Below are 23,840 nucleotides of genomic sequence, written 5' to 3' on the forward strand. Positions count from 1 at the left end.
TCCGATGGCCCTCGTGGTCGCTCTCGTCGGGCCGACGGCGACGGGGAAGTCCGACCTGGGGCTCGCGCTCGCGCACGCCCTGGGCGGCGAGGTGGTGAACGCCGACGCCATGCAGCTGTACCGCGGCATGGACATCGGCACCGCCAAGCTCACGCCCGACGAGCGGCAAGGCGTCCCGCACCACCTCCTGGACGTCCTGGACGTGCACGAGGACGCCTCGGTGGCCGACTACCAGGCACGCGCCCGGACGGCGTTCCGCGAGATCGAGGGTCGCGGCCACCGGTCCGTGGCGGTCGGCGGCTCCGGCCTCTACGTCCGGGCGCTGCTCGACCACATGGAGTTCCCCGGCACCGACGCCGAGGTCCGGGCCAGGCTGGAGGACCGCGTCGAGGCCGAGGGCGCCCGGGCGCTGCACGCCGAGCTCGCGGCGGCGGACCCGGTGGCCGCCGACGGGATCGGTCCGCGCAACGCCCGCCGGATCGTGCGCGCGCTGGAGGTCATCGAGATCACCGGCCGGCCGTACTCCGCGAGCCTCCCGCAGCACGTCTACGAGGTCCCGGCCGTCCAGATCGGCCTGGACTGCGACCGGGCCGTCCTGGACGCACGGATCACGGAACGTGTGGAGCGGATGTGGGCGAGGGGTCTCGTCGCCGAGGTCGAGCACCTCAGCGCGCACGGGCTCGGTCGTACCGCGTCGCGAGCTGTCGGGTACGCCGAGGTACTCGCCCTGTTCCGGGGTGAGCTCACGCAGGACGAGGCCCGGGCCGCGGTCGCCGCCGGGACCCGTCGGCTCGCACGCAAGCAGATGGGCTGGTTCGGCCGGGACCCACGGGTGCACTGGCTGGACGCGCAGGACCCGGACCTCGTCGAGCGGGCGCTCGCGCTCGTCGCCGCCGCCGACGCCGGTGACCTCGGACTCGCCACGGACGACCCGGCCCCACGACGTAGCCTGGGCTCATGACCGTGGTGGCCACCCCGACGCTGCACGTGACCAAGGGTCACGGCACCCAGAACGACTTCGTGCTGCTCGACGACCGTGACGGGCTCGTCGACCTCTCGGCCGTCCTGGTCCGCGGTCTCGCGGACCGCCGCGCCGGGGTCGGCGGCGACGGCGTCATCCGGGTCGTCGCCGGTGAGCACGTGCCCGAGGGGGTCGCAGCGCTGGCCGAGGACCCCGAGGCCCGCTGGTTCATGGACTACCGCAACGCGGACGGTTCGGTCGCGGAGATGTGCGGCAACGGGGTCCGGGTCTTCGCGGCCTACCTCGAGCGTCTCGGGCTCTGGGACGGAGCTGGCGAGCTCGCACTCGGTACGCGTGCCGGGGTGCGACGCGTCCGGCGCGTCCCGGTCCCGGCAGGGATCGGCGACGACACCTGGTACGCCGTCGACATGGGCTCCTGGCACCTGCCTGGCGGCGCCGACGCGGTGCGCGCCGGCGCCGACGCCGAGGTGGCAGTCGCCGGGCTCGAGGTCGCTCGCGCCGGGCTGAGCGTGGACGTCGGGAACCCGCACGTGGTGCTGGCGCTCGGGGACGAGGACGAGCTGACCGCAGCCGACCTCACGCGCGCGCCCGAGGTCACGCCGGTGCCGCCGAACGGCACCAACGTCGAGCTCGTCGTCCCGCTGGGCGAGCACGAGGCGCCCGACGGGTCGCTCGTCGGTCGCGTCCGGATGCGCGTGCACGAGCGGGGCGTCGGGGAGACCCGGTCCTGCGGGACCGGGGCGTGTGCAGCGGCCCTGGCGGTCCGGACCTGGGCCGGGGCGGGCGCACCCGACGTCTGGCTGGTCGACGTGCCCGGTGGCACGGTCCGCGTCAGCGTCCTGCCGGACGGGCACGTCGAGCTCGCCGGGCCCGCCGTGCTCGTGGCCGCCGCCGACGTCGACCTCGCTGCCCTGGTCGCCGGACGCTGACGGTCGTGCGCCTGAACCCGGCGGACCTCGGCGTGCCGCTCGGCGAGCGCGCGACCGTGGTCCAGTTCTCGAGCACGTTCTGCGCGCCGTGCCGCTCGACCCGCTACGTCGTCGAGCGTGCCGTGGCGACGGCGGACGGCGTCGCGTACGCCGACCTCGACATCGCCGACCACCTGGCGCTCGGCGAGCGGCTCGCCATCGACGTCACGCCGACGGTCCTCGTGCTGGACGCCCGCGGTGACGTCGTCCGTCGCGCCACGGGGGTGCCGACGCTCGCTCAGCTGCGCAGCGCGCTCGACTCGGCGTCGTCGGTCGAGTCCTCGGCCTGACGGCGGCCGGACCCCACGCGCGGGCCCACCAGCGCGGCGCCGACGGCGAAGACGGCGGCGACCGCCAGTGCGGCGGTGAACGGGGCGTCCGGGGAGCGGTCCACGGCGGCGAACGCGAGGCCCGTGAGCGCCAGGGCGAGAGCAGCGCCGATGGAGTCCGCGATCGAGAGGGCCGAGCTGTTCACCCCCTGCGTCCCCGGGGCGGAGTAGGAGAGCACGAGGACGGTCAGGCGGGAGTAGACGAGGCCCATCCCGGCACCGGCCAGCGTCCAGGACGCGATCGCGACCGCCGGCGGGAGGTGGGCCGCTGCGGTGAGCAGCACCCCCGAGACCGAGACGACGACCAGGGCCGATCCGACGACCACCGCCGTGCGGGACGGCAACCGGTCCCCGAGCCGCCCCTGCAGCCACGACGTCGCCGCCCAGGCGACACCCGCGAACGTCAGCGCGATCCCCGCGGTCGTCGGCGAGAACGCGTACCGCTCCGTGAGGAGGTACGGCAGGTACACCTCGGCGCCCAGGAACGCCCCCGACACCAGTCCACGGGTCGCGATGACGCTCGGCAGCCCGCGCGCCGCCCGCATCGTGCCCGTCGGCACCACCGCACGCAGCGCGACGAGGGCGACCACCCCGGTGCCGACGGCCACGAGCACCGACCACGGCAGAGTGACCTGCGCGGCGAGGTTGAGCCCGAGGACGGCCGCGGCGGCGAGCGCTGCCCAGGCGAGCCGGCCACGCGGTGCCGCCTCCCCGGCGGCCTCGGGCGGCCCGATCCGGCGCAGCGCCGGGACCAGCACGAGCGTCGTCGGGACCACGAGCAGCGCGACCCCGAGGAACACCCATCGCCAGCCGAGGTGCTGCGCGACCGCACCCGCACCCGCCGGACCGACGAGCGACGGGATGATCCACGCGGCCGCGAACCACGCGAACACCCGCGGGTGCATCATCGCCGGGTACAGCCGGGCCACGACCACGTACAGCGCGACCGTCATCGCGCCGCCGCCGAACCCCTGGAGCAGCCGACCGGCGACGAGCAGCTCCATCGACGGCGCCGCACCCGCGACGAGGATGCCTGCCGTGAACAGCCCGACGGCTACCAGCAGGGGCGTCCGGGGTCCGCTGCGGTCGCTCCACGGACCGGCCAGGACCATGCCGACGACGCCGGTCGCGAGCGGACCCGCGAACGCGAACGCGTACAGGGAGGCGCCGTCGAGCGCGTCGGACACCGTCGGCATGACGGTCGTGACGGCCAGCGACTCGAACGCGACCATGAAGATGAGAGCGACCATGCTCCAGGTGGTGGTGCGCAGGTCGCGCCAGTCGCTCATCGGTCGTGCACGGCGAGCACGCGGAACCCCTTGGCGCTCGCGGTCCGGTCCACGGCGACGCCGAGCTCGGTGGCGATCCACCGCTGCAACGAGTCGGCGCCGAGGTTCTTGCCGACGACCAGGTGGGCCTCGCCGCCGGGAGCCCGGCGACCGAGCCAGTGCGTCAGCATGGCGTGCAGCGCGACCTTCCCGACGCGGATCGGCGGGTTGGACCAGATCGCCGCGAAGTGCACGTCCTCGGGGACCTCGTCGGGCCGCACGGCGCGCAGGTTCGGCACACCGAGGCGTTCGGCGTTGCGCCGGGTCAGGTCGAGCGCGCGCTCGTTGACGTCGACCGCCCAGACGCGTGCGGCCGGAGACCCCAGCGCCAGCGTGAGCGCGATCGGCCCCCACCCGCAGCCGAGGTCGAGCAGGTCCCCGGTCGCCGGGGGCGCAGGGACGTGGTCGAGCAGCACCCGGGTGCCGAGGTCGACGTGGTCCGGGGAGAAGATCCCGCCGGCCGTCTCGACCTCGACGTCCCGGCCCGCCAGGTGGACGCGCAGCAGCCGGCGCTCGTCGGGGGAGGCCGGCTGCGCCGTGAAGTAGTGGTCCTGCTCGCTCACGGCGCCGACGATACCCACGCCGACCGGCTCGGCCCGCAGCGAAATACCTCGTGCGGTCTCGGCGCCGCGTGCGACCCTGGAGGCACCCCACGAGACGAGGAACACCTTGACCGACCCGCAGCACACCACCAGCCAGACGCAGGACGTCCCGCCCACGCGCTCCGCGCAGGAGGTGGCCGACGATGTCGTGGCCCGTGTGCTCGCCAGGGCAGGGGCCACGCTGCACGCCGGCGCCACGGTGCACTCGTCGTACGACGGGGACCAGCTCGAGCTCGAGGAGCGCACGTCGCTGCGCCGGGTCGCGGGGCTGTCCACCGAGCTCGAGGACGTCACCGAGGTCGAGTACCGCCAGCTGCGGCTGGAGAAGGTCGTCCTCGTCGGGGTCTGGGGCTCCGGCACCGTGACCGACGCCGAGATCTCGCTGCGCGAGCTCGCGCAGCTCGCCGAGACCGCGGGGTCGCAGGTGCTCGACGGCCTGCTCCAGCGACGCCAGAAGCCGGACCCGGGCACGTACCTCGGGTCGGGCAAGGCCGCCGAGCTGGCCACGCTCGTCGCCGCGGTCGGCGCGGACACGGTCGTCGTCGACGGCGACCTGGCACCGTCCCAGCGCCGCGCGCTGGAGGACATCGTCCGCGTCAAGGTCATCGACCGCACCGCCCTGATCCTCGACATCTTCGCCCAGCACGCCAAGTCCCGGGAGGGCAAGGCGCAGGTCGAGCTGGCGCAGCTGGAGTACCTGCTCCCGCGCCTGCGCGGCTGGGGCGACTCGATGTCCCGGCAGGCCGGTGGCCAGGTCGGCGGCGCCGCCGCCGGGATGGGGTCGCGTGGTCCCGGTGAGACCAAGATCGAGCTCGACCGTCGGCGCATCCGCAACCGCATGGCCAAGCTGCGCCGCGAGATCGCTGCGATGGAGCCGGGTCGTGTGACGAAGCGCGCGTCGCGCAAGAAGCACGCGATCCCGTCGGTCGCCATCGCGGGCTACACCAACGCGGGCAAGTCCTCGCTGCTCAACCGGCTGACGCACGCGGGGGTGCTCGTCGAGAACGCGCTGTTCGCGACGCTCGACCCGACCGTCCGTCGCGCCGAGACAGTCGACGGCCGCGTCTACACGCTCGCGGACACCGTCGGCTTCGTCCGCGCGCTGCCGCACCAGCTGGTCGAGGCGTTCCGCTCGACGCTGGAGGAGGTCGCGGACGCGGACCTGATCCTGCACGTCGTGGACGCGTCCCACCCCGACCCCGAGGGGCAGATCGCGGCGGTCCGGCACGTGTTCGCGGACATCCCCGGCGCCATGGACGTCCCCGAGATCATCGTGCTGAACAAGGCCGACCTCGCGACGCCCGAGGCGATCGCCCGCCTGCGCTCGCGCGAGGTGCACTCGATCGTCGTCTCCGCGCACAGCGGGGAGGGCATCGAGGAGCTGCAGGCGCTCGTCGCCGACCAGCTGCCGCGGCCCGGCGTCAGCGTCGACCTGGTCGTCCCGTACGACCGCGGGGACCTGGTGAGCCGCGTGCACGAGCACGGCGACATCCAGTCCGAGGAGCACACGGCGGACGGCACGGCGATCCGGGCACGGGTCGACGCAGGCCTCGCCGCGGAGCTGGAAGCCGTTGCACAGCCTCGTCCGTGAGCGTCTGCGCGTCGCACTAGGCTGACGCGGTGCCAGACGCCGACCCCTCCGTCGAGACGCTCCTCGACGTCGCGGTCCAGGCGCTCGGCGGGGTCCGTCGCGACGGCCAGCACCAGATGGCCGTCGCCGTCGCGGAGACGATCGACAAGGGCGAGCACCTGCTCGTCCAGGCCGGGACGGGCACGGGAAAGTCGCTCGGCTACCTGGTGCCCGCGCTGCGGCACGCGGTGCTCGAGAACGAGCACGTCGTCGTCTCCACGGCGACGCTCGCGCTGCAGCGGCAGATCATCACGCGTGACCTCCCGCTCGTCGCGAAGGCCCTGGAGCCGCACCTGCCGCGCACGCCCGCCATCGCCCTGCTCAAGGGCTGGCACAACTACGTGTGCGTGCACAAGGTCGCCGGCGGGTATCCCGACGACGACACGGGGACGCTCTTCGACCTGGGGGAGCACGCCGGCGCGGCCGAGCACCCCGCCCCGGCGCGGACGGGGGCGTCGACGCTGTCGGAGAGCCTGGGCGAGCAGGTCCTGAGGCTGCGCGAGTGGGCCGACGAGACCGGCACGGGCGACCGTGACGACCTGGTGCCGGGTGTCACCGACCGTGCCTGGCGGCAGGTGTCCGTCACGTCGTTGGAGTGCCTGGGCGGCAAGTGCCCGATGCTCGCGGAGTGCTTCCCGGAGAAGGCGAAGGCGGCGTCGCGGGAGGCCGACGTCGTCGTCACCAACCACGCGATGCTCGGCATCGCCGCCTCCGGGTCGCCCGGTGTGCTGCCGGACCACCAGGTGGTCATCGTCGACGAGGCGCACGAGCTGACGGACCGCGTGACCGCGCAGGCGACGTCCGAGCTGTCCGTGGCCACCATCGAGCACGCCGCCCGGCTCGCGCGTCGGCACGGGGGCGTCCCGACGACGGACCTCGACTCGGCCAGCCAGGCTCTGGCGTCCGTGCTGGTCGGGCTGCCCGAGACACGGTTCCGCGACGGGTTGCCCCCGGCCGCCCGGGACGCGGTCGCGAGCGTGCGCGACGCGACCCGTGCGCTGCTCACGGTGCTCAAGCCGGAGACCGGCCCGAACGTGCCCCCGGAGGGTGGACGCAAGGTCGCGCAGGCCACGATGCTCGCGCTGTACGAGGTCGCGGACCGGATGGCGGCCGACGCCGAGGACCACCGGCACACCGTGCTGTGGTGCAGCCGCAGCGAGGACCGGCGCGGCTCCGTGCTCACCCGCCTCTACGCGGCACCGCTCGCCGTCAACGGCCTCATCCGTACCAACCTGCTCGCCGGGCGCTCCGGCGTGCTCACCTCCGCGACGCTCGAGCTCGGCGGCTCGTTCGACCCGATCGCCCGGGCGGTCGGCCTCGAGGTCCGGCCCGACGCCGAACCCGTCGGGCCGACCTCCCTGGCGGGGGAGACGCCCACAGCGCCGGCGGGGGTGCCGTGGCGTGGGCTGGACGTCGGCAGCCCGTTCGACTACCCGCGGCAGGGGATCCTCTACCTCGCGCGGCACCTGCCGAAGCCGGGTCGTGAGCCGGCGACCGACGCGCAGCTCGACGAGATCGCGGACCTCATCACCGCCGCAGGCGGGCGGACGCTCGGGCTGTTCTCGTCGCGGCGCGCGGCCAACGCGGTGGCGGCCGCCATGCGCGAGCGGCTCGACGTGCCGATCCTCGCGCAGGGCGACGACCAGCTGCCCACCCTCGTGTCCCGGTTCATCGCCGACGAGGCGACGTGCCTGTTCGGCACGCTGTCGCTCTGGCAGGGCGTCGACGTCCCGGGCGCGACCTGCCGACTGGTGATCATCGACCGGATCCCGTTCCCCCGGCCGGACGACCCGGTGAGCTCCGCGCGGTCCGACGCCATCGAGAAGGCGGGCGGCAACGGCTTCCTGGCGGTGTCCGCCACGCACGCCGCCCTGCTCCTCGCACAGGGCGCGGGTCGGCTGATCCGCACCAGCGAGGACCGGGGCGTGGTCGCCGTGCTCGACCCCCGGCTCGCGACGGCGGGGTACAGCGGCTTCCTGACGCGCTCGCTCCCTCCCTTCTGGCGCACGACGGACCGCGCGGTCGCCCTCTCCGCGCTGCAGCGTCTCTCCGCGGCCGACTAGCCTCGGGTGTCATGACCGAGAGCCTGGATCTGGAAGACGTCGGCCTGCCCCCGTTCCGCAGCGGCCGACGCACGTCGAAGCTCGCGATCGTCGGTGCGGGGGCCGTCGGGTCGACCATGGCGTACGCGGCGCTCCTGCGCGGTGCAGCCCGGTCCGTCGCGCTCTACGACATCAACGCGGCGAAGGTCGAGGCCGAGGCGCTGGACCTCGGGCACGGCATCCAGTTCATGCCGATGGCCGAGGTCGTCGGGTCCGACGACATCGCGGTCTGTGCGGACGCGGACGTCGTGATGTTCACGGCCGGAGCCAAGCAGAAGCCCGGCCAGTCGCGGCTCGATCTCGCGGAGGCCACCATCGGGCTGGTCCGCGCGGTCCTGCCGGCCCTCGTGGAGGTCGCCCCGGACGCCGTCTACGTGATGGTGACCAACCCTGTCGACGTGGTCACCTACGCCGCGCTGCAGATCTCCGGCCTGCCCCCGTCGCAGCTGTTCGGGTCCGGCACGGTCCTGGACTCGTCCCGGCTGCGCTACCTCATCTCGCAGCACACCGGGGTCGCGGTGCAGAACGTGCACGCGTACATCGCCGGTGAGCACGGTGACACCGAGCTGCCGCTGTGGGGTTCGGCGAGCATCGGCTCGGTCCCGCTGCTCGAGTGGACGGGCTCGGGCGGCAGGGGTCCCCTGACCGAGGAGGTGCGTGAGCGGATCGCGCACGAGGTGGTCGACTCCGCCTACCGCATCATCGAGGGCAAGGGGGCGACGAACTACGCGGTCGCCCTGGCCGGCTCCCGGATCATCGAGGCGGTCCTGAAGGACGAGCAGCGCGTGCTGCCGGTCTCGTCGCTGCTCGACGACTTCTACGGCATCAGCGACGTGTGCCTGTCGGTGCCCGCGATCGTGGGTGCGCACGGCGTCGGCGAGAGGTTGCCGGTCCCGTTGTCGGACGCGGAGCTGGCGGGGCTGCGCGCCTCCGCGGACGCGGTCCGTTCGGTGGCGCGCCAGTTCGGCTTCTGACGCGCGTCGGGCCGCACCCCGACCAGGGTGCGGCCCGACGACAGCACGTCAGAGGCTGCGCAGGACGCTCACCACGCGCCCGAGGATCGTCGACTCGTCGCCCGGGATCGGCGAGTACGCCGGGTTGTGGGGCATGAGCCACACGTGGCCGTCGATGCGCTTGAGGGTCTTGACCGTGGCCTCGCCGTCGATCATCGCCGCGACGATCTCGCCGTTCTCGGCGACCGGCTGACGCCGGACGACGACCCAGTCGCCGTCGCAGATGGCGGCGTCGATCATGGAGTCGCCGATCACCTTGAGCAGGAAGAGGTCACCGTCGCCCACGAGCTGGCGGGGGAGGGGGAAGACGTCCTCGACCACCTGCTCCGCGAGGATCGGTCCTCCGGCGGCGATCCGGCCGACGACCGGGACGTAGGAGGGTGCGGGCAGTCGCTCGCCGTCGCCCTGGTCCGGGAACGTGGAGCGGCTGCCGTCGGGAGCCGTCCAGGTGCCGACGCCGCGCGAGTCGTCCGCGTGCACGACCTCGATGGCGCGAGGCCGATTGGGGTCGCGGCGGAGGTACCCCTTGCGCTCGAGCGCCATGAGCTGGTGCTTGACGCTGGACGGGCTGGTGAGACCGACGGCCTCGCCGATCTCCCGCATGCTTGGCGGGTAGCCGCGGGACTCCACCGACGACCGGATGGTGTCCAGCACGAGCCGCTGGCGCGCCGTGAGGCCGTCCGACCCCGGCGCTCCGTCCGGGAGCGTGTGGATCGTCGCCAGGTCCTTCTCGGGCTGGGACGCGTCCCCTGAGTCCGTCACTGCGCTCCTCCTCCGTCCGGCGGTCGCCGTGCAGCACGCCCGGCCTTCCCCGCCTGTACCAGCTCGCGTCCCCGAGGTCCTGACCTGCGACGACGGACGGTCCCGGCGGGCGTGTCAGTGGCTCGTGGTGCGCTTGTGCTGCGTCGCAAGCCTAGGGAAGTCGCGGCTGAAGATCAAACATCTGTTCGATCGTGTCTCGACAGTTTCGGTGGATGCTGGTAGACATCGTACAGACGTTCGACGAACAGACGTTCGACGGCGATGCGACGACAGAGCGGTACCCCGGGATCCGGGCCGAGCAGGAACGAGGGACGTGATGAGCGCGATGGTCATGGGGCCGGCGATGCCGAACAGGGTGTCGGACCGGGTGCCGAACCGGGTGTCACGTCCGGCGTCCGCACCTGTGCGGACCGTGTCGGCCGACGCGCACCTCCGGCTCACCGCCCGGGGTCGTGCCGTGCTGTGGATCCTCGCTGCGGTCGCCGTCGCGCTCGTCACGCTCGTCGGGAGCCAGGCCTCCGCCGACGGCCCCGTCGCCGCCCAGGAGGTCGTGCGGCACGTCGTGCAGCCGGGGGAGACGCTGTGGCAGATCGCCGAGTCGGTGGCTGCCCCGTCGCAGGACGTCCGGGACGTGGTGGTGGATCTGGTCCGCCTGAACGAGCTCCCCGAAGCCGGTCTCATGGCCGGTCAGGTGATCGTCGTCCCCGCTGGCTGAGTCCCGGGACCGCTGCCGCGGGTTGCCATCCGATGAGCCGGGGGCTAGGTTAGCCTTACCTCACAAGGTGAGCTGGGGGGCTTGCCGGGGGTGTGGGCTCTCGAGCTCACCGCAGTACAGCGCGGCGCCGAGGCGAGTCGGCCCGTGACCTGGGACGGGGGCGTCCCCGCGAGAGCGGCCATCTTCGGGTGGCCGCTCTCGTGCGTCCGGCTCGCGCCATGTGCGACCGACGCCGGCGACCTCGACGCAGGACGGACCGAGAGCGGACCGAAGACGGTCCGGGGGCAGATCGAAAGCGGTCCACAGGCTCTCGACGAGGCGCCTTGCGACGCCGGGACGGGTGGCCTAGCGTCACGGGGGCGTTCTCGACCCGATCGCCACCGACAGACGTCTGGCCAGATGTCGCGGCGTCGACGCGCCAGCACGAAGGGGGACACCGTGCACTGTCCGTTCTGCCGCCACCCGGACTCCCGGGTCGTCGACTCGCGGACCTCGGACGACGGGTCCACCATCCGGCGGCGCCGACAGTGCCCGCACTGCAACCGTCGCTTCACCACGGTCGAGACGGCCAGCCTGTCGGTCGTGAAGCGCTCCGGGGCCACCGAGCCGTTCAGCCGGGAGAAGATCGCCGGTGGCGTCCGGAAGGCCTGCCAGGGGCGACCCGTGAGCGAGGACGACCTGGCGCTGCTCGCCCAGAAGGTCGAGGAGACGCTCCGCGGAGCCGGCTCGGCAGAGATCGACGCCTACGAGATCGGTCTCGCGATCCTCGGTCCGCTGCGGGAGCTGGACGAGGTCGCGTACCTGCGGTTCGCGAGCGTCTACCAGGCGTTCGACTCCCTCGAGGACTTCGAGGCGGCGATCACGGTGCTGCGCGCCGAGCGCGACTCCGAGCCGGGCGAGGGTGCCGAAGACGAGTCCTCGCCGACCGGCGAGGACATCCGCACCACCTGAGCGGCACGTCCCGCCGACGGCTGCACGTGTCGCCGCCACCACGTAGGTTCGTCGGGTGCGTCCTTCCGATCTCGAGCTCCTCCGTGTTCCCGGTGCGCCGACGGTCCTGGCCGACGGCACCCGCGCCGTCGTGTCGGTCGTCCGGCCCGACCTGACGTCCGACGAGTACGTCGGCCAGCTGTGGTCCGTCGATCTCGAGGGCGGCGACGAGCCGCGCGTGCTGACCCGCGGTCACCGCGACACCGCGCCGGAGGTGAGCCCGGACGGCCGATGGGTAGCGTTCCTGCGGGCAGAGCCCGAGGGCAAACCCCAGGTGCACGTGGTCGAGTCGACCGGCGGCGAGCCCATCCGGCTCACCGAAGCGCCCCTGGGCGCGTCCGAGCCCCGGTTCTCCCCGGACGGGACGCGCATCGCGTACGTGGCGCGGGTGCCGGAGGAGGGTCGGTACGCCGCGGACGGCAAGCCCGGGAACGAGGACCCGCGGCACATCACCGAGCTGAAGTACCGGTCGGACGGCGTGGGCTTCTTCCGGGACCGCCCTCAGCACGTGTTCGTCGTGGACGTCCCGGTCGACGGCGATCGTCCGTCCGTGCTGTCCGAGCCGGTGCCGTTGACCGCCGGCGACGTCGGCGTGAGCGGTGTGCGGTGGCTGCCGTCGGGTGACGCCCTGGTGGGCGTCTCGGCCCGGCACGCCGCGCGCGAGTCCGACCTGCGCAGCGACGCGGTGCGTGTCGATGCCTCGCCGACCGGCGGTGCGGGCACCCCGGTGCCGGTGACGGACGCCGACGCGGACAGCACGCTCGGCGTCGACGCCGTGCTCCCGTCCGCCGACGGCAGCACCCTGTGGATCCTCGCGAGCGACCTCGGGCCGACGGGCCGTGACTTCGTCGCCACGCAGACGGGTCTCTACCGGTTGGCTCTCGACCGCACCGACGCCGTGCCCGAGCGCCTGACGGATCCGGACGAGGACCAGGTGACGGCGATCGTGGCGGAGCTCGACGGGGACGCGGTGGTCGTCGTCGAGCGTCGCGGCGCCGCACACCTGGTCCGGGTCAGGGCGGACGGCACCGCGACCACGCTCGTCGGAGGCACGCACGTCGTGTCCGGCGCGGCCGTCGCACCCGGGTCCGGGCACGTCGTGGTGACGGCGGCGACGCCGACCTCGGCCGGTGACGTCTTCCGGGTCGACGTGTCCTCGGACGCGATCGAGGCGCGCACCGACCTCTCGGCCGCGCTCCGCTCGACCGGGCGGACGAGGACCCCGGTCGAGCTCGTCACGACGGCCCCGGACGGCTACGCGGTGCACGGCTGGGTGGTCACGCCGGACGCCGAGCGCTACGGCGCCGGACCGCACCCGACGATCCTCATGATCCACGGCGGTCCGTTCGCGCAGTACACGCACGGACTCTTCGACGAGGTGCAGGTGCTGGCCGAGGCCGGGTACGCCGTCGTGCTGGGCAACCCGCGCGGCTCCTCCGGGTACGGGCGGGCGCACGGGCTCGCGATCCACCGGGCCATGGGGACCGTCGACACCGACGACGTGCTCGCCCTGCTCGGCGCCGCGCTCGAGGATCCCGCGCTGGACGCGGAGCGTGTCGGGGTCATGGGCGGTTCCTACGGCGGCTACCTGACCGCGTGGCTGACGACGCGCACCGACCGGTTCGTCGCGGCGATCGTCGAGCGCGGGTTCCTCGACCCGATCAGCTTCGTCGGGTCCAGCGACATCGGCTGGTTCTTCGGGCTGGAGTACCTCGGGGACGACGCCGACGAGCCGGAGGCGCTGGCCGCGCAGTCGCCGATGGTGCACGTCGGACGGGTCCGCACACCCACCCTCGTCATCCACTCGGAGCAGGACTGGCGGTGCCCGGTCGAGCAGGGTCAGCGCTGGTTCGTCGAGCTGAAGCGGCGCGGGGTGCACGCGGAGCTGCTGCTGTTCCCCGGCGAGGGGCACGAGCTCACGCGGTCGGGCAACCCGAAGCACCGTGCGGTCCGCTTCGAGCACGTGCTGCGGTGGTGGTCGACGCACCTGCCTGTCACGGGGTGAGCGGCGGTCGCTCGACGGCACTCCCGGGCAGCTCGGGCTGGAGAGGTCTACCCCTGATGAGCACGACCGTGACGTACGGGACCCTCTGGCACCGGTACCTGGGCACGTTCGGAGAGGATCTCACCGAGGACCAGGCGCGGGCGCGGCACGAGGCGCGCGAGATGTACGCCGCGATGATCTCCGAGGACGGACGTCCCGTCGCTGCACTCGACGTCGTGCAGCGACCGCCCGTGGTGACGGTGTTCTTCCTCGACGAGGAGCGCCGCGACGTGTCGACCTATGTCTTCACCGCCCACCCCGACGGTGACGGGCTCTGGCTGGAGCAGACGTTCGTGCGCGAGATCGTCGACCAGCGGACCATCGTGGCCCAGGAGTGGGTCGTCACGAACCCGGCCGGCCTGCTCCGGACGGAGGCGTACACGCGTGACGACCCGACGCGCACGGTCACGGAGTCGACGTTCGACCCGGCCGACCACCCCGAGCTGCGGGAGCCGTTCCCGGCGTTCGGTGAGTTCGCCTCGATCGCCCGCTGGGAGCGCACGGCGGGCTGATCAGCGGTCGCTCGACCGGACGCCCCACAGGTTGATGCCGGCGTCGACGGCGTGCGGCTCGATCGCGGCGAGCTCGTCGTCGCTCAGTGGCGGGAGGGCGACGGCGGCGAGGTTCTCGTCGAGCTGGTCGGTGGTGCGGGCCCCGACCAGGACGGACGTCACGCGCGGGTCGCGCAGCACCCAGGCGAGGGCGAGCTGCGGCAGGGTCCGTCCGCCGGCCCGTGCGACCGCGTCGAGCGCCCGCACGTGGTCGAGCACCTCGTCGGTGAGCCACTCGGTGCGCAGCGGTCCGCCGCGCGCTGCTCGGGAGTCGGTGGGGACCCCGTCCAGGTAGCGCGTGCTGAGCATGCCCTGCCCGAGGGGCGAGAACGCGACGACGGCCAGCTCCGCGTCGTCGGCCACGTCCAGCAGCGACCGACCGTCGGCGCCCGGCTGCTCGACCCACCGGTTGAGCATCGAGTAGGCGGGCTGGTGCACAGCGAGGCGCAGCCCGAGGGACCGGGCGACGGAGAGCGCCTCGACCGTACGGTCCGCGGAGTACGACGAGATCCCTGCGTAGCGGGCCTTGCCCGACCGCACCGCACGGTCGAGCGCGCCGAGGGTCTCCTCCAGGGGAGTGCTCGGGTCGAACCGGTGGCTGTAGAAGACGTCGACGCAGTCGACCCCCAGCCGGCGCAGCGACTCGTCGAGGGAGGCGCGCAGGTACTTCGCCGAGCCGTGCTCGCCGTACGGCCCGGGCCACGCGCGGTAGCCCGCCTTCGTGGTGACAAGCAGCTCGTCGCGGTGCCCCCGCAGGTCGCCGGCGAGCAGCCGGCCGACCGACTCCTCCGCGGCGAACGGCGGCGGGCCGTAGTTGTTGGCGAGGTCGAGGTGCACGACTCCGCGGTCGACGGCGTGCAGGACGAGGGCGCGCTGGTCCGCGAACGGCGTCGCCGCACCGAAGTTCTGCCAGAGGCCCAGGGAGACGACGGGCCAGGACAGCCCACCGGCGCGACGGTGGGGGAGAGCAGGGGCCGACGACACCGTCCCGACGCTACCCGGCATGAGAAGAGGTGGCGCCGCGGCCCCGAGTCGGCAAGGCTGAGCAGGTCGCGGGCGCAGACGTCCGACGGCACACAGCATCGAAGGAGACCCCCATGGCCCAGGACGACGACAAGGCGACCACGGAGGCGGCGGTGAGCGACGACACGAAGGCGAAGTTCCGCGAGGCGCTCGAGCGCAAGAAGTCGAACCAGCACCGCACCGCGGACGGCACCACCAACACCGGTCAGGTGCACGGTTCGGAGACCGCCGGTCCGTCGCAGCGTCGCTTCCAGCGCAAGTCCGGCTCCGCCTGAGCCCGCACGACTGAGGGCCCCGACCAGGGTGCTGGTCGGGGCCCTCAGCGGTGCGTCAGGAGAGCAGGCGCAGGCGCACGGACTCGGGGCGGTTCGAGAGCGCCTCGACGACCGCGGGGTCGACGCGTGCGCCGGCGTCCGTGACCACGTAGCCGAGCTCGCCACGGGTCGCCAGGAGCTGACCCTCGATGTTCACGCCGTGCTCGGCGAGCGTCGCGTTGACCGCAGCCAGCACCCCGGGCACGTTGCGGTGCAGGTAGGCGAGGCGGTGCACGCCGGGCTGCTGCTCGAGCGCGAGGTTCGGCAGGTTGACGCTCAGGGTCGTGGACCCGGTCGCCAGGTAGTCACGCACCTTGTTCGACACGAACTGGCCGATGGCCTCCTGCGCCTCCTCCGTGGACCCGCCGGTGTGCGGCGTGAGGATCACGTTGGCCAGGCCGCGCAGCTCGGACTCGAACGGGTCGCCCTTGCGCTTCGGCTCGACGGGGAACACGTCGACGGCCGCCCCGGCCACGTGCCCGGCGACGATCGCGTCCCGCAGGGCGGCGTAGTCGACGACGAACCCGCGCGAGAGGTTGAGGAACACGGCGCCCGGGCGCATCCGAGCGAACTGCTTCGCCCCGAAGAGCCCGGCGTTCCCGCTGCGGCCGTCGACGTGCAGCGTGACGATGTCGGCCGTCTCCAGCAGCTCGTCGAGCGTGCTCATGCGGCGGGCGTTGCCGAGGGCCAGCTTCTCGGCGGTGTCGTAGAACACGACCGACATGCCGAGGTTCTCCGCCAGCACGGAGAGCTGGGTCCCGATGTTGCCGTAGCCGATGATGCCGAGCGTGCGGCCGCGGATCTCGTGCGCACCCGTCGCCGACTTGTTCCAGATGCCGTCGTGCATGGCCCGGTCGAGCTCGGTCTGACGGCGCGTCAGCGAGATGATGTCCGCGATCGCGATCTCCACCACCGAGCGCGTGTTGGAGAACGGCGCGTTGAACGTCGCGACGCCGCGCGCCGCCGCCTCGGCGAGGTCGATCTGGTTGGTGCCGATGCAGTAGGCCCCGATCGCCACGAGGGACGGGGACGCCGCGAGCACCTCCGCGGTGACGTGCGTCTTGGAGCGGATCCCCAGCAGGTGCACGCCGTCGAGCGCCTCGACGAGCTCGGTCTCGTCGAGCGCCCCGGTGCGGGTCGTCACGTCGAAGCCGGCCGTCTCGAGGATCGAGCGAGCCTGGGGGTGGAGGTTCTCGAGCAGCAGGGCCTTCAGCACGCCCCTATGGTGCGCCCCCGGGACCCCCAGGCCTACAGCGGTCCGGCCCTCGGACACGCGCGGGACCTGCTGCTCAGCGCCACCCTGCCGGCAGCGGGCGCTCGTGGAGGACGTGGAGTGCACGGGTGGGCCGGGTCATGGCGACGTACAGGTCACCGGCGCTGGCCTCGATCACCTCGGCCGGCTCGACCAGCACGACGACGTCGAACTCCAGGCCCTTGGCCTCGCGCGGGCTGAGCACCACGAGCGGGGCGTCGAGGTCGGCCGCGCTCGAGCCGGTGCCGAGCGCGGGGCGCAGCCCGGCCTCCCGCAGGGCGGTGCCGATCGCGTCGAGGCGCGCGTCCACGGCGATCACCGCGATCCGCCCGGCACCTGTGGCATCGGTGACCTCGGCGACGAGCTTTCCGGTCGTCTCGGCGACCGCCGCGGGGAAGTCCTGGACCTGTGTCACCACCAGCGAGTCGTCCACCTCGCGCGCCGAGGTCAGCGGGCTCACGGGCAGGTGCGCCGCGACGGCCACCCGCCGGGCCGTGTCGGCGACCTCGGCCGGGGTCCGGTAGTTCACGGTCAGCTCGTTGAGCCGCCACGACGACCGCAGCACGGGGTCCAGCTGGGCCGCCCAGCTGCGCGCCCCGGCGGTCGCGGTGGTCTGGGCGACGTCGCCGACGATCGTCAGCGACCTCGTCGGCACGCGCCGCAGCAAGGACCGCCATGCCATGGCCGAGAGCTCCTGCGCCTCGTCCACCACCACGTGGCCGTAGGTCCACGACCGGTCGGCCGCGGCCCGCTCGGCCGTCGTCAGGGTCGGCCCGGTCGTCGCGAACCGGTCCGCGAGCATCTCCGCGGAGACCATCCCGCCGCTGCCCGTCGACTCGAGCACCTGCCGGGCGTACGCCAGCTCGGAGGCGCGCCGCTCGGTCGCGGCGCGCGCCTCGGCCCGGGCGGCCTGGTCGTCCTCCCCGAGCAGCTCGGCCGCCTCGTCGAGGATCGGGACGTCCGCGGGCGTCCAGGGTGCGTCCGGCTCCCGGACCAGCATCGCCCGCTGCTGCGGGCTGAGCTGCGGTGCCGCGGACGCGAGCCGGTGCGGCTTGGACCAGAGGTCGGAGACGAGCTTCTGGGGTGTGATCGGCATCCAAGCCAGGTTGAGCGCGACCCGGATCTCCCGCGTCGTGCGCAGCTCCTCGATGATCTCGCTGCGCTCGTCGGCGGGGACCTCCTGGCCGAGCTGCTGCACGTACTGCTCGGCCAACCTGCTCAGCATGTCCCGGACGAACGAGACACGGGCCTGGTTGTGCGGCTTGTGGTTGCGCCGGGCGCGGGCCATCGCCGACGCGACGTCGTTCGGCCGGATGACGAGGTCGTGGCCGTCGACGCGCACGTGGACCGGCTGCGCAGGGATCCGCTCGCGGTCGCGCACGGCACGCGCGATCACGCTGCCCCACAGGGCGCGGCCCTTGAGCTCCGCGACGGCCTCGTCCTCCGTGGCCGTCGCCTGGATGCCGGGGTACAGCTCCGCGACGGTCGTGGTGACCACGCCCGTCTCGCCCAGGGACGGCAGCACCTGGTCGATGTAGCGCAGGAACGTACGGCTCGGGCCCACCAGCAGGACGCCCGAGCGTTCCAGGAGGCGGCGGTGCGCGTAGAGCAGGAACGCCGCGCGGTGCAGGGCCACGGCCGTCTTGCCGGTACCCGGGCCGCCCTGGACGACGAGCGCGCCGCCGAGCTCCGAGCGGATGATCGCGTCCTGCTCGCCCTGGATCGTCGCGACGATGTCGCCCATCCGGCCGGTGCGGCCCGCGGCCAGCCCGGCCAGGAGCGCGCCCTCGCCGGACAGCCCGCTCAGGCGCTCTCCCGCGTCCCCGGTCAGCAGGTCGAGGTCGAGCACCTCGTCCTCCACGCTCGTCACCGTCCGTCCGCGGGTGACCACGTGCCGGCGACGCACGACGCCGTCGGGGTGCGCCGCGGTGGCCCGGTAGAACGCCTGCGCCGCGGGTGCGCGCCAGTCGGTGAGCAGCTGGGTCTGCTCGGTGTCCGTGAGGCCGAGACGGCCGATGTAGCGGCGGCTGTCGTCGTCCAGGTCGAGCCGTCCGAAGACGAGACGCTCCTCGACGGCCTCGAGCTGCGCGATCCGGTCCTCGTAGAGGGTCGCGAACGCGTCCCGCTCGCTGCGGTTCTGGGGCGAGCCCGACGGGCCCTCCCGCCGGACGTCCGCCAGACGCGCCCGCGTCTGTGCGCGCAGGTCGTCGAGCCGGCCGTACAGCTGGTCGACGACGCCCTGCTCGACGGCCAGCTCGTTGTCCATGCCTGCCACCTGGGCGATCTCCGTTCCGCCGGGGACACCGGCCACGCGTACCTCCGCCCGGCGTGCGTCGAGGGACGGCGCGACGCTCGGAGCGGCCGTCCATTATCCGACCTCCGCGGCCCCGTCGCACGCAGCCGACCGGGTGGGCCCTCCCGCCGACCGGGTGAGATGGCGCGCGACAGCGGTTTGCGACCCCTACGATTCGGGTGTCCTGTCAGGAAGCGGCAGGTGAACCGTCGGGAGGAGAGGCCCGTTGAGCGACGCACGCACCGCCCCCGACGACATCCGCCGCGGCACGGTGACGAACTCCGCACCTGTCCGGCTGCTGCTCGTCGAGGACGACGAGGGCGACGCCATCCTCGTCCGTGAGCACCTCGCGGACGCGGGCCTCGATGTCGACCTGCTCTGGGTCCGCACGCTCGACGAAGCCATCGACCGGCTCCACGTCGACCTCGTCCTGCTGGACCTCGGGCTGCCCGACGCGATGGGCATCGCCGCGCTCGAGCGCCTGCTGGCCGCCGACGCACCCGCCGTCGTCGTGCTCACCGGCCTGGCCGGCACCGACATCGGGCTCGCGGCCGTCGCCGCGGGAGCCCAGGACTACCTGGTCAAGGGAGAGGTCGACGGCGAGACGCTCGGTCGCTCCGTGCGCTACGCCATCCAACGTCGCCGTCTCGAGGACACCGACCGCGCCCTCTACCGCAGCCTCGTGCGCGCCGAGGAGGTCAACCGGCTCGAGCGCGCCCTGCTGCCGACGCCCTCGGTCGTCGACCAGCAGCTCGAGGTGCGCGTCGGGTACCGCGCAGGCCGTGACGGCGTGCTCGGCGGCGACTTCTACGACGTCGTCGAGCGGCCCGACGGCTCGGTCCTCGCGCTCGTGGGCGACGTCTGCGGGCACGGGCCCGACGAGGCGGCGCTCGGGGCGACGCTGCGCACCGCGTGGCGGACGCTGGTGCTCGCCGAGGTGCCGACGGTCGACCTCTTCGGCCTGCTCGAACGCGTCCTGATCTCGGAGCGCGCCCGGCCCGAGATCTTCACGACCGTCTCGATGCTCGACGTCACCGCGGACCGGAGCTCGGTCGACCTCTACCTCGCCGGCCATCCCGTGCCGCTGCTCCTCGGCGAGCCGTCGGCGCTCCTGCCTACCCACGGGCGAGGCCGCGCCCTCGGTATCCCCGTCCCCGGGGGCTGGGCGCCCGTGCGGCTCGAGCTCGAACCCTCCTGGCGCATCCTGCTGTACACCGACGGCGTCCTCGAGGCGACCATCGGCGGCGGGTCCGACCGCCTGGGCAAGACCGGCCTCCTGCGCATCGTCGACGGAGCGGTCGCGGCCCAGGGCGACCTCGTCGAGCGCGTCCTGCACGACGTCCGCGAGCTCCACGGCGGCGACCTGGTCGACGACGCCGCCGTCGTCGTCCTCGGGTGGCGCGCGTGACCGCAGCCCCGACGCCCGCGCGGCGTTCCTCGACGCTGCGCCGTCGGCTGCGGACCGTGATCATCGCGTCCGGCGTCGCCCTCCTGGTCGTCGTCCTCGGCACGGTGCTGGTCCTCGTCCGGCTGGTGGACCTCCAGGAGGCGGTCACCGAGAGGTACTTCAGCGCGATCACGGAGGCCGACGGTGCGTTCATCCAGCTCGTCGACGCCGAGACCGCGGTGCGCGGGTTCGCCCTGACCGGGGACCCCGTCACGCTCGAGCCGTACGAACGGTCCGCGGCCGACGACCTCTCGTTCCGCACGCTCGCCGCGCGCGAGGCGGAGGGCGGCGACGAGGAGCTGACGGCGGCGGCGCAGGCGGCCGCGGACGCCGGCCGGCGGTGGAACGAGGAGTTCGCCATCCCGGTCATGGAGGAGGTCCGCACGGGCGGCGTCGGGGCGATCACGACGGAGGAGATCGAGCAGGGCCGGGTGCTCTTCGACGAGGCGCGCGCGGCAGCGGAGGACTACATCGAGCTCCTGCGCGAACGGCGCGCCGACGCGGTCGGCGAGCTCGGGGTGTGGACGTACGTGGCCGCCGGGACCGTGGTGCTGCTCGTCCTCGCGGCGGTCGCGCTGGGCATCGCCCTGTGGGTCACGCTCCGGCGCTGGATCCTCGAGCCGCTCGACTCGCTCGCCGCCGACGCGCGCGCGGTCTCGTCGGGCGACCTGCGGCATCCCGTCGCGTCGGTCGGCCCGGGCGAGATCGCCTCGCTCGCGGACGACGTCGAGCGGATGCGCGTCGCGCTCGTCGACCAGGTGCAGGTGCTGGAGTCGTCGCGCGCGGAGATCGCCCTGGCCCACGAGCTGCTCACCGAGCAGGCCGAGGAGCTGCGCCGGTCCAACCGCGACCTGGAGCAGTTCGCGTACGTCGCGTCGCACGACCTGCAGGAGCCGCTGCGCAAGATCGCGAGCTTCACGCAGCTCCTGCAGAAGCGCTACGGCGGGCAGATGGACGAGCGCGCCGACCAGTACATCGCCTTCGCGGTCGACGGCGCCAAGCGCATGCAGCAGCTCATCCAGGACCTCCTCGGCTTCTCCCGCGTGGGACGGGTGGGCGGCGAGGTCAGCGACGTCGACCTTGCGGACGCTCTTGCGACGGCCCTGGACAACCTCAGCGAGTCCGTCGCGGAGTCCGGGGCGGTCGTCACGCACGACGAGCTGCCGACGGTGCGCGGCGAGCGCCCGCTGCTGGTCCAGCTCTTCCAGAACCTGGTCGGGAACGCGATCAAGTTCCGCGACCCGTCACGGCCCCCGACCGTGCACCTCAGCGGGCGTCGCGTGGCAGACTCCTGGGAGCTCGAGTGTCGAGACAACGGCATCGGCATCGACCAGCAGTACGCGGAACGGGTGTTCGTCATCTTCCAGCGACTGCACGCCAAGGACATCTACGAGGGCACCGGCATCGGGCTCTCGTTGTGCAAGAAGATCGTCGAGTTCCACGGCGGTCGCATCTGGATCGAGCAGCCCGACGGCGAGGGCACCAGCATCCACTGGACCCTCCCCGCTGCCGACGACCACACCCCCTGAACGGAGACCAGCTCGTGCCGAACAGCACCAAGATCATCGACGTGCTCCTTGTCGAGGACGACCCGGGCGACGTGCTCATGACGCGGGAGGCGTTCGAGGACAACAAGCTCCGGAACCGCCTCTCCGTGGTCTCGGACGGCGTGAGCGCCCTCGAGTTCCTCCGCAAGGAGGGCGAGCACGTGGACGCCCCGACGCCCGACCTGGTCCTGCTCGACCTCAACCTGCCGCGCATGGACGGCCGCGAGGTCCTGCAGGCTCTCAAGGCGGACGCCAACCTGCGGTCGATCCCGGTCGTCGTGCTGACCACCTCGGAGGCGGAGGAGGACGTGGTCCGCAGCTACTCGCTGCACGCCAACGCCTACGTCACCAAGCCGGTCGACTTCGACCGGTTCATCGAGGTCGTCCGCCAGATCGACGAGTTCTTCGTGGAAGTGGTGCGACTTCCAGGTCGCTGACCGGGAAGAACTCGTGGCGGGTGGGCGTTGTCCCGGTAACCCGGACGGAAGTGAGCGCACACCCATGCTGAACCCGAGCGAGATCTACGACGTCGACCCCGAGGTCGCCGCCCAGGTCGAGGCGCGGACGGTGAACGGCGCCGGTCCCGTCCTCGTGCACGCGGTGCGCGGGTTCGTGGACGCGGGCAACGCCGGCCAGCTGGCCGCCGAGCACCTGGTCGACGAGTTGCCGACGACGCGCCTGGCGACCTTCGACGTCGACCAGCTGCTGGACTACCGGTCGCGACGACCCGTGATGACGTTCGACCAGACGACGTGGGCGTCGTACGCCGAGCCCGAGCTCGTCGTCGACCTGGTGCAGGACGCCGCGGGAGTTCCGTTCCTGCTCCTGCACGGCGTCGAGCCCGACGTGCAGTGGGAGCGGTACGTGGCCGCGGTCCGGCAGATCGTGGAGCGGTTCGACGTGCCGCTCACGGTCGGCCTGCACGGCATCCCCATGGGCATCCCGCACACGCGCCCGTTGTCGGTCACGGCGCACGCCACCCGGCCCGAGCTCGTCGCCGACCACACGTCGTGGTTCGGCACCGTCCAGGTCCCCGCCAGCGCGAGCGCGCTGCTCGAGCTGCGCCTGGGCCAGTCGGGCCACGACGCCGTCGGGTTCGCCGTGCACGTCCCGCACTACCTCGCGCAGTCGGCCTTCCCTCAGGCGAGCCAGGCGGCGCTGTCCAACGTCGAGCGCGCGACGGGTCTCGACCTGCAGGTCGCGGCGCTGACCGCGGCGGCGGACGAGGCGATGCAGGAGATCGACCGGCAGGTGACGGGTTCGGAGGACGTCGCGGCCGTCGTGCACGCGCTCGAGGAGCAGTACGACTCGTTCACCCGCAACATCGGGCGCACGAGCCTGCTCGCGGGTTCGACCGAGCTGCCGACCGCCGACGAGCTGGGAGCCGAGTTCGAGCGGTTCCTGGCGCAGCAGGGCGACGACAGCGGTCCCGCCTGAGACCGGACCTTTACCGGATCGTTGTCAAACCGTGTGAGCCGGAAGGGCGAAAGCGTGGCGCGGGTCACGTGCCCGATGGAAGGATGCACACGTTGCAGTGACGTACTCGCTTGACCGGCTCGCTCGACAGGCGCCGTCAGCCGGGCCACGGCCCGGGGGTCGGTACCGACCAGTCGTCCTCGGCTGGGCCACCCGGTGCAGGACGTGAGGCATTGCGGCACGGCGTAGGCAGAAGGTCCGCGCCGTCACCGGTGGGACAGAAGGAAACGAACATGGCACAGGGTGCTGTCAAGTGGTTCAACGCTGAGAAGGGCTTCGGGTTCATCGCCCAGGACGGCGGCGGTGCCGACGTCTTCGTCCACTACTCCGCGATCGACTCCTCGGGCTACCGCAGCCTCGACGAGGGCCAGCGCGTCGAGTTCGAGATCACGCAGGGCGCCAAGGGGCCGCAGGCCGAGAGCGTCCGCCCGATCTGAGCTGACGTCCGAAGGGCCGTACCCGTTCCGGGTGC

The 23,840-nt window shown here is 73.1% G+C and carries 22 protein-coding genes; 16 read left to right on the forward strand and 6 right to left on the reverse strand.

Features of this window, described 5'->3' with window-relative positions; all coding sequences use genetic code 11:
• Positions 1-4: 4 nt before the first annotated feature.
• The 3 genes from miaA to ASF78_RS15895 are packed head-to-tail and all read left to right on the forward strand — an operon-like array spanning position 5 to position 2,240.
• Entirely contained in the window at positions 5-961 is a 957-nt protein-coding gene (miaA, locus tag ASF78_RS15885; RefSeq protein ID WP_056591493.1) for a tRNA (adenosine(37)-N6)-dimethylallyltransferase MiaA, read from the forward strand.
• A complete protein-coding gene (dapF, locus tag ASF78_RS15890; RefSeq protein ID WP_056591498.1) occupies positions 958-1,911 on the forward strand; it encodes a diaminopimelate epimerase in 954 nt (317 codons plus the stop codon). The genes miaA and dapF overlap by 4 nt, the downstream gene beginning before the upstream one ends.
• A gap of 5 nt (positions 1,912-1,916) precedes the next feature.
• Entirely contained in the window at positions 1,917-2,240 is a 324-nt protein-coding gene (locus ASF78_RS15895) for a thioredoxin family protein (RefSeq protein ID WP_235518627.1), read from the forward strand.
• Here ASF78_RS15895 and ASF78_RS15900 read toward each other — a convergent pair.
• Positions 2,189-3,568, reverse strand: a complete 1,380-nt coding sequence (locus ASF78_RS15900; protein ID WP_056591502.1) for an MFS transporter — start codon at positions 3,566-3,568, stop codon at positions 2,189-2,191. The genes ASF78_RS15895 and ASF78_RS15900 overlap by 52 nt on opposite strands.
• Complete coding sequence (locus ASF78_RS15905; protein ID WP_056591783.1) at positions 3,565-4,170, reverse strand: class I SAM-dependent methyltransferase; 606 nt, start codon at positions 4,168-4,170, stop codon at positions 3,565-3,567. The genes ASF78_RS15900 and ASF78_RS15905 overlap by 4 nt, the downstream gene beginning before the upstream one ends.
• A gap of 106 nt (positions 4,171-4,276) precedes the next feature.
• Between ASF78_RS15905 and hflX the strand changes: the two genes are divergently transcribed.
• The 3 genes from hflX to ASF78_RS15920 are packed head-to-tail and all read left to right on the forward strand — an operon-like array spanning position 4,277 to position 8,915.
• Positions 4,277-5,800, forward strand: a complete 1,524-nt coding sequence (gene hflX / locus ASF78_RS15910) for a GTPase HflX (RefSeq protein WP_056591505.1) — start codon at positions 4,277-4,279, stop codon at positions 5,798-5,800.
• Between the two features lie 29 nt (positions 5,801-5,829).
• The gene (locus tag ASF78_RS15915; protein ID WP_056591507.1) at positions 5,830-7,902 is read left to right on the forward strand and encodes an ATP-dependent DNA helicase; all 2,073 of its coding nucleotides are present in this window, start codon (positions 5,830-5,832) and stop codon (positions 7,900-7,902) included.
• A gap of 11 nt (positions 7,903-7,913) precedes the next feature.
• Entirely contained in the window at positions 7,914-8,915 is a 1,002-nt protein-coding gene (locus ASF78_RS15920; RefSeq protein ID WP_056591511.1) for an L-lactate dehydrogenase, read from the forward strand.
• Between the two features lie 48 nt (positions 8,916-8,963).
• Here the strand turns inward: ASF78_RS15920 and lexA are convergent, their stop codons facing one another.
• Positions 8,964-9,716: a transcriptional repressor LexA gene (lexA, locus tag ASF78_RS15925; protein ID WP_056591514.1), complete on the reverse strand. Its 753-nt coding sequence runs from the start codon at positions 9,714-9,716 to the stop codon at positions 8,964-8,966.
• 316 nt (positions 9,717-10,032) lie between these two features.
• On the opposite strand from lexA, the gene ASF78_RS15930 reads away from it, so the two are divergent.
• From ASF78_RS15930 to ASF78_RS15945, 4 genes are all read left to right on the forward strand, one after another.
• Positions 10,033-10,431, forward strand: coding sequence for a LysM peptidoglycan-binding domain-containing protein (locus ASF78_RS15930; protein ID WP_056591518.1), 399 nt, complete (start codon positions 10,033-10,035; stop codon positions 10,429-10,431).
• A 438-nt stretch (positions 10,432-10,869) separates the two neighbouring features.
• Complete coding sequence (gene nrdR / locus ASF78_RS15935; protein WP_056591786.1) at positions 10,870-11,382, forward strand: transcriptional regulator NrdR; 513 nt, start codon at positions 10,870-10,872, stop codon at positions 11,380-11,382.
• A 55-nt stretch (positions 11,383-11,437) separates the two neighbouring features.
• Entirely contained in the window at positions 11,438-13,426 is a 1,989-nt protein-coding gene (locus ASF78_RS15940) for a S9 family peptidase (protein WP_056591521.1), read from the forward strand.
• A gap of 56 nt (positions 13,427-13,482) precedes the next feature.
• A complete protein-coding gene (locus ASF78_RS15945) occupies positions 13,483-13,977 on the forward strand; it encodes a hypothetical protein (RefSeq protein WP_056591524.1) in 495 nt (164 codons plus the stop codon).
• Here ASF78_RS15945 and ASF78_RS15950 read toward each other — a convergent pair whose 3' ends face one another.
• A complete protein-coding gene (locus ASF78_RS15950) occupies positions 13,978-15,000 on the reverse strand; it encodes an aldo/keto reductase (RefSeq protein ID WP_235518629.1) in 1,023 nt (340 codons plus the stop codon).
• Positions 15,001-15,113: 113 nt separating this feature from the next.
• On the opposite strand from ASF78_RS15950, the gene ASF78_RS15955 reads away from it, so the two are divergent.
• Entirely contained in the window at positions 15,114-15,314 is a 201-nt protein-coding gene (locus ASF78_RS15955) for a DUF5302 domain-containing protein (protein ID WP_056591528.1), read from the forward strand.
• A gap of 55 nt (positions 15,315-15,369) precedes the next feature.
• Here the strand turns inward: ASF78_RS15955 and serA are convergent, their stop codons facing one another.
• Both serA and ASF78_RS15965 read right to left on the reverse strand, forming a co-directional pair.
• The gene (gene serA / locus ASF78_RS15960; RefSeq protein WP_056591530.1) at positions 15,370-16,569 is read right to left on the reverse strand and encodes a phosphoglycerate dehydrogenase; all 1,200 of its coding nucleotides are present in this window, start codon (positions 16,567-16,569) and stop codon (positions 15,370-15,372) included.
• 73 nt (positions 16,570-16,642) lie between these two features.
• Positions 16,643-18,871, reverse strand: coding sequence for an AAA family ATPase (locus tag ASF78_RS15965; protein WP_235518651.1), 2,229 nt, complete (start codon positions 18,869-18,871; stop codon positions 16,643-16,645).
• A 253-nt stretch (positions 18,872-19,124) separates the two neighbouring features.
• Between ASF78_RS15965 and ASF78_RS15970 the strand changes: the two genes are divergently transcribed.
• The 5 genes from ASF78_RS15970 (at position 19,125) to ASF78_RS15990 (ending at position 23,805) form a co-directional block, all read left to right on the forward strand.
• On the forward strand, positions 19,125-20,306 hold the full coding sequence (locus ASF78_RS15970) for a PP2C family protein-serine/threonine phosphatase (protein WP_156374195.1): 1,182 nt from the start codon (positions 19,125-19,127) through the stop codon (positions 20,304-20,306).
• Entirely contained in the window at positions 20,303-21,874 is a 1,572-nt protein-coding gene (locus tag ASF78_RS15975; RefSeq protein ID WP_056591796.1) for an ATP-binding protein, read from the forward strand. The genes ASF78_RS15970 and ASF78_RS15975 overlap by 4 nt, the downstream gene beginning before the upstream one ends.
• 14 nt (positions 21,875-21,888) lie before the next feature.
• Positions 21,889-22,329: a response regulator gene (locus ASF78_RS15980; RefSeq protein WP_082495124.1), complete on the forward strand. Its 441-nt coding sequence runs from the start codon at positions 21,889-21,891 to the stop codon at positions 22,327-22,329.
• Positions 22,330-22,393: 64 nt separating this feature from the next.
• Positions 22,394-23,329 carry a PAC2 family protein gene (locus ASF78_RS15985; RefSeq protein ID WP_056591534.1) on the forward strand — a complete coding sequence of 312 codons (936 nt, stop codon included), beginning with the start codon at positions 22,394-22,396 and terminating at the stop codon, positions 23,327-23,329.
• A 272-nt stretch (positions 23,330-23,601) separates the two neighbouring features.
• Positions 23,602-23,805 carry a cold-shock protein gene (locus ASF78_RS15990; protein ID WP_055921997.1) on the forward strand — a complete coding sequence of 68 codons (204 nt, stop codon included), beginning with the start codon at positions 23,602-23,604 and terminating at the stop codon, positions 23,803-23,805.
• Positions 23,806-23,840 lie beyond the last annotated feature (35 nt).

Source organism: Cellulomonas sp. Leaf334, from assembly GCF_001424195.1.
Taxonomy (GTDB): Bacteria; Actinomycetota; Actinomycetes; order Actinomycetales; family Cellulomonadaceae; genus Cellulomonas.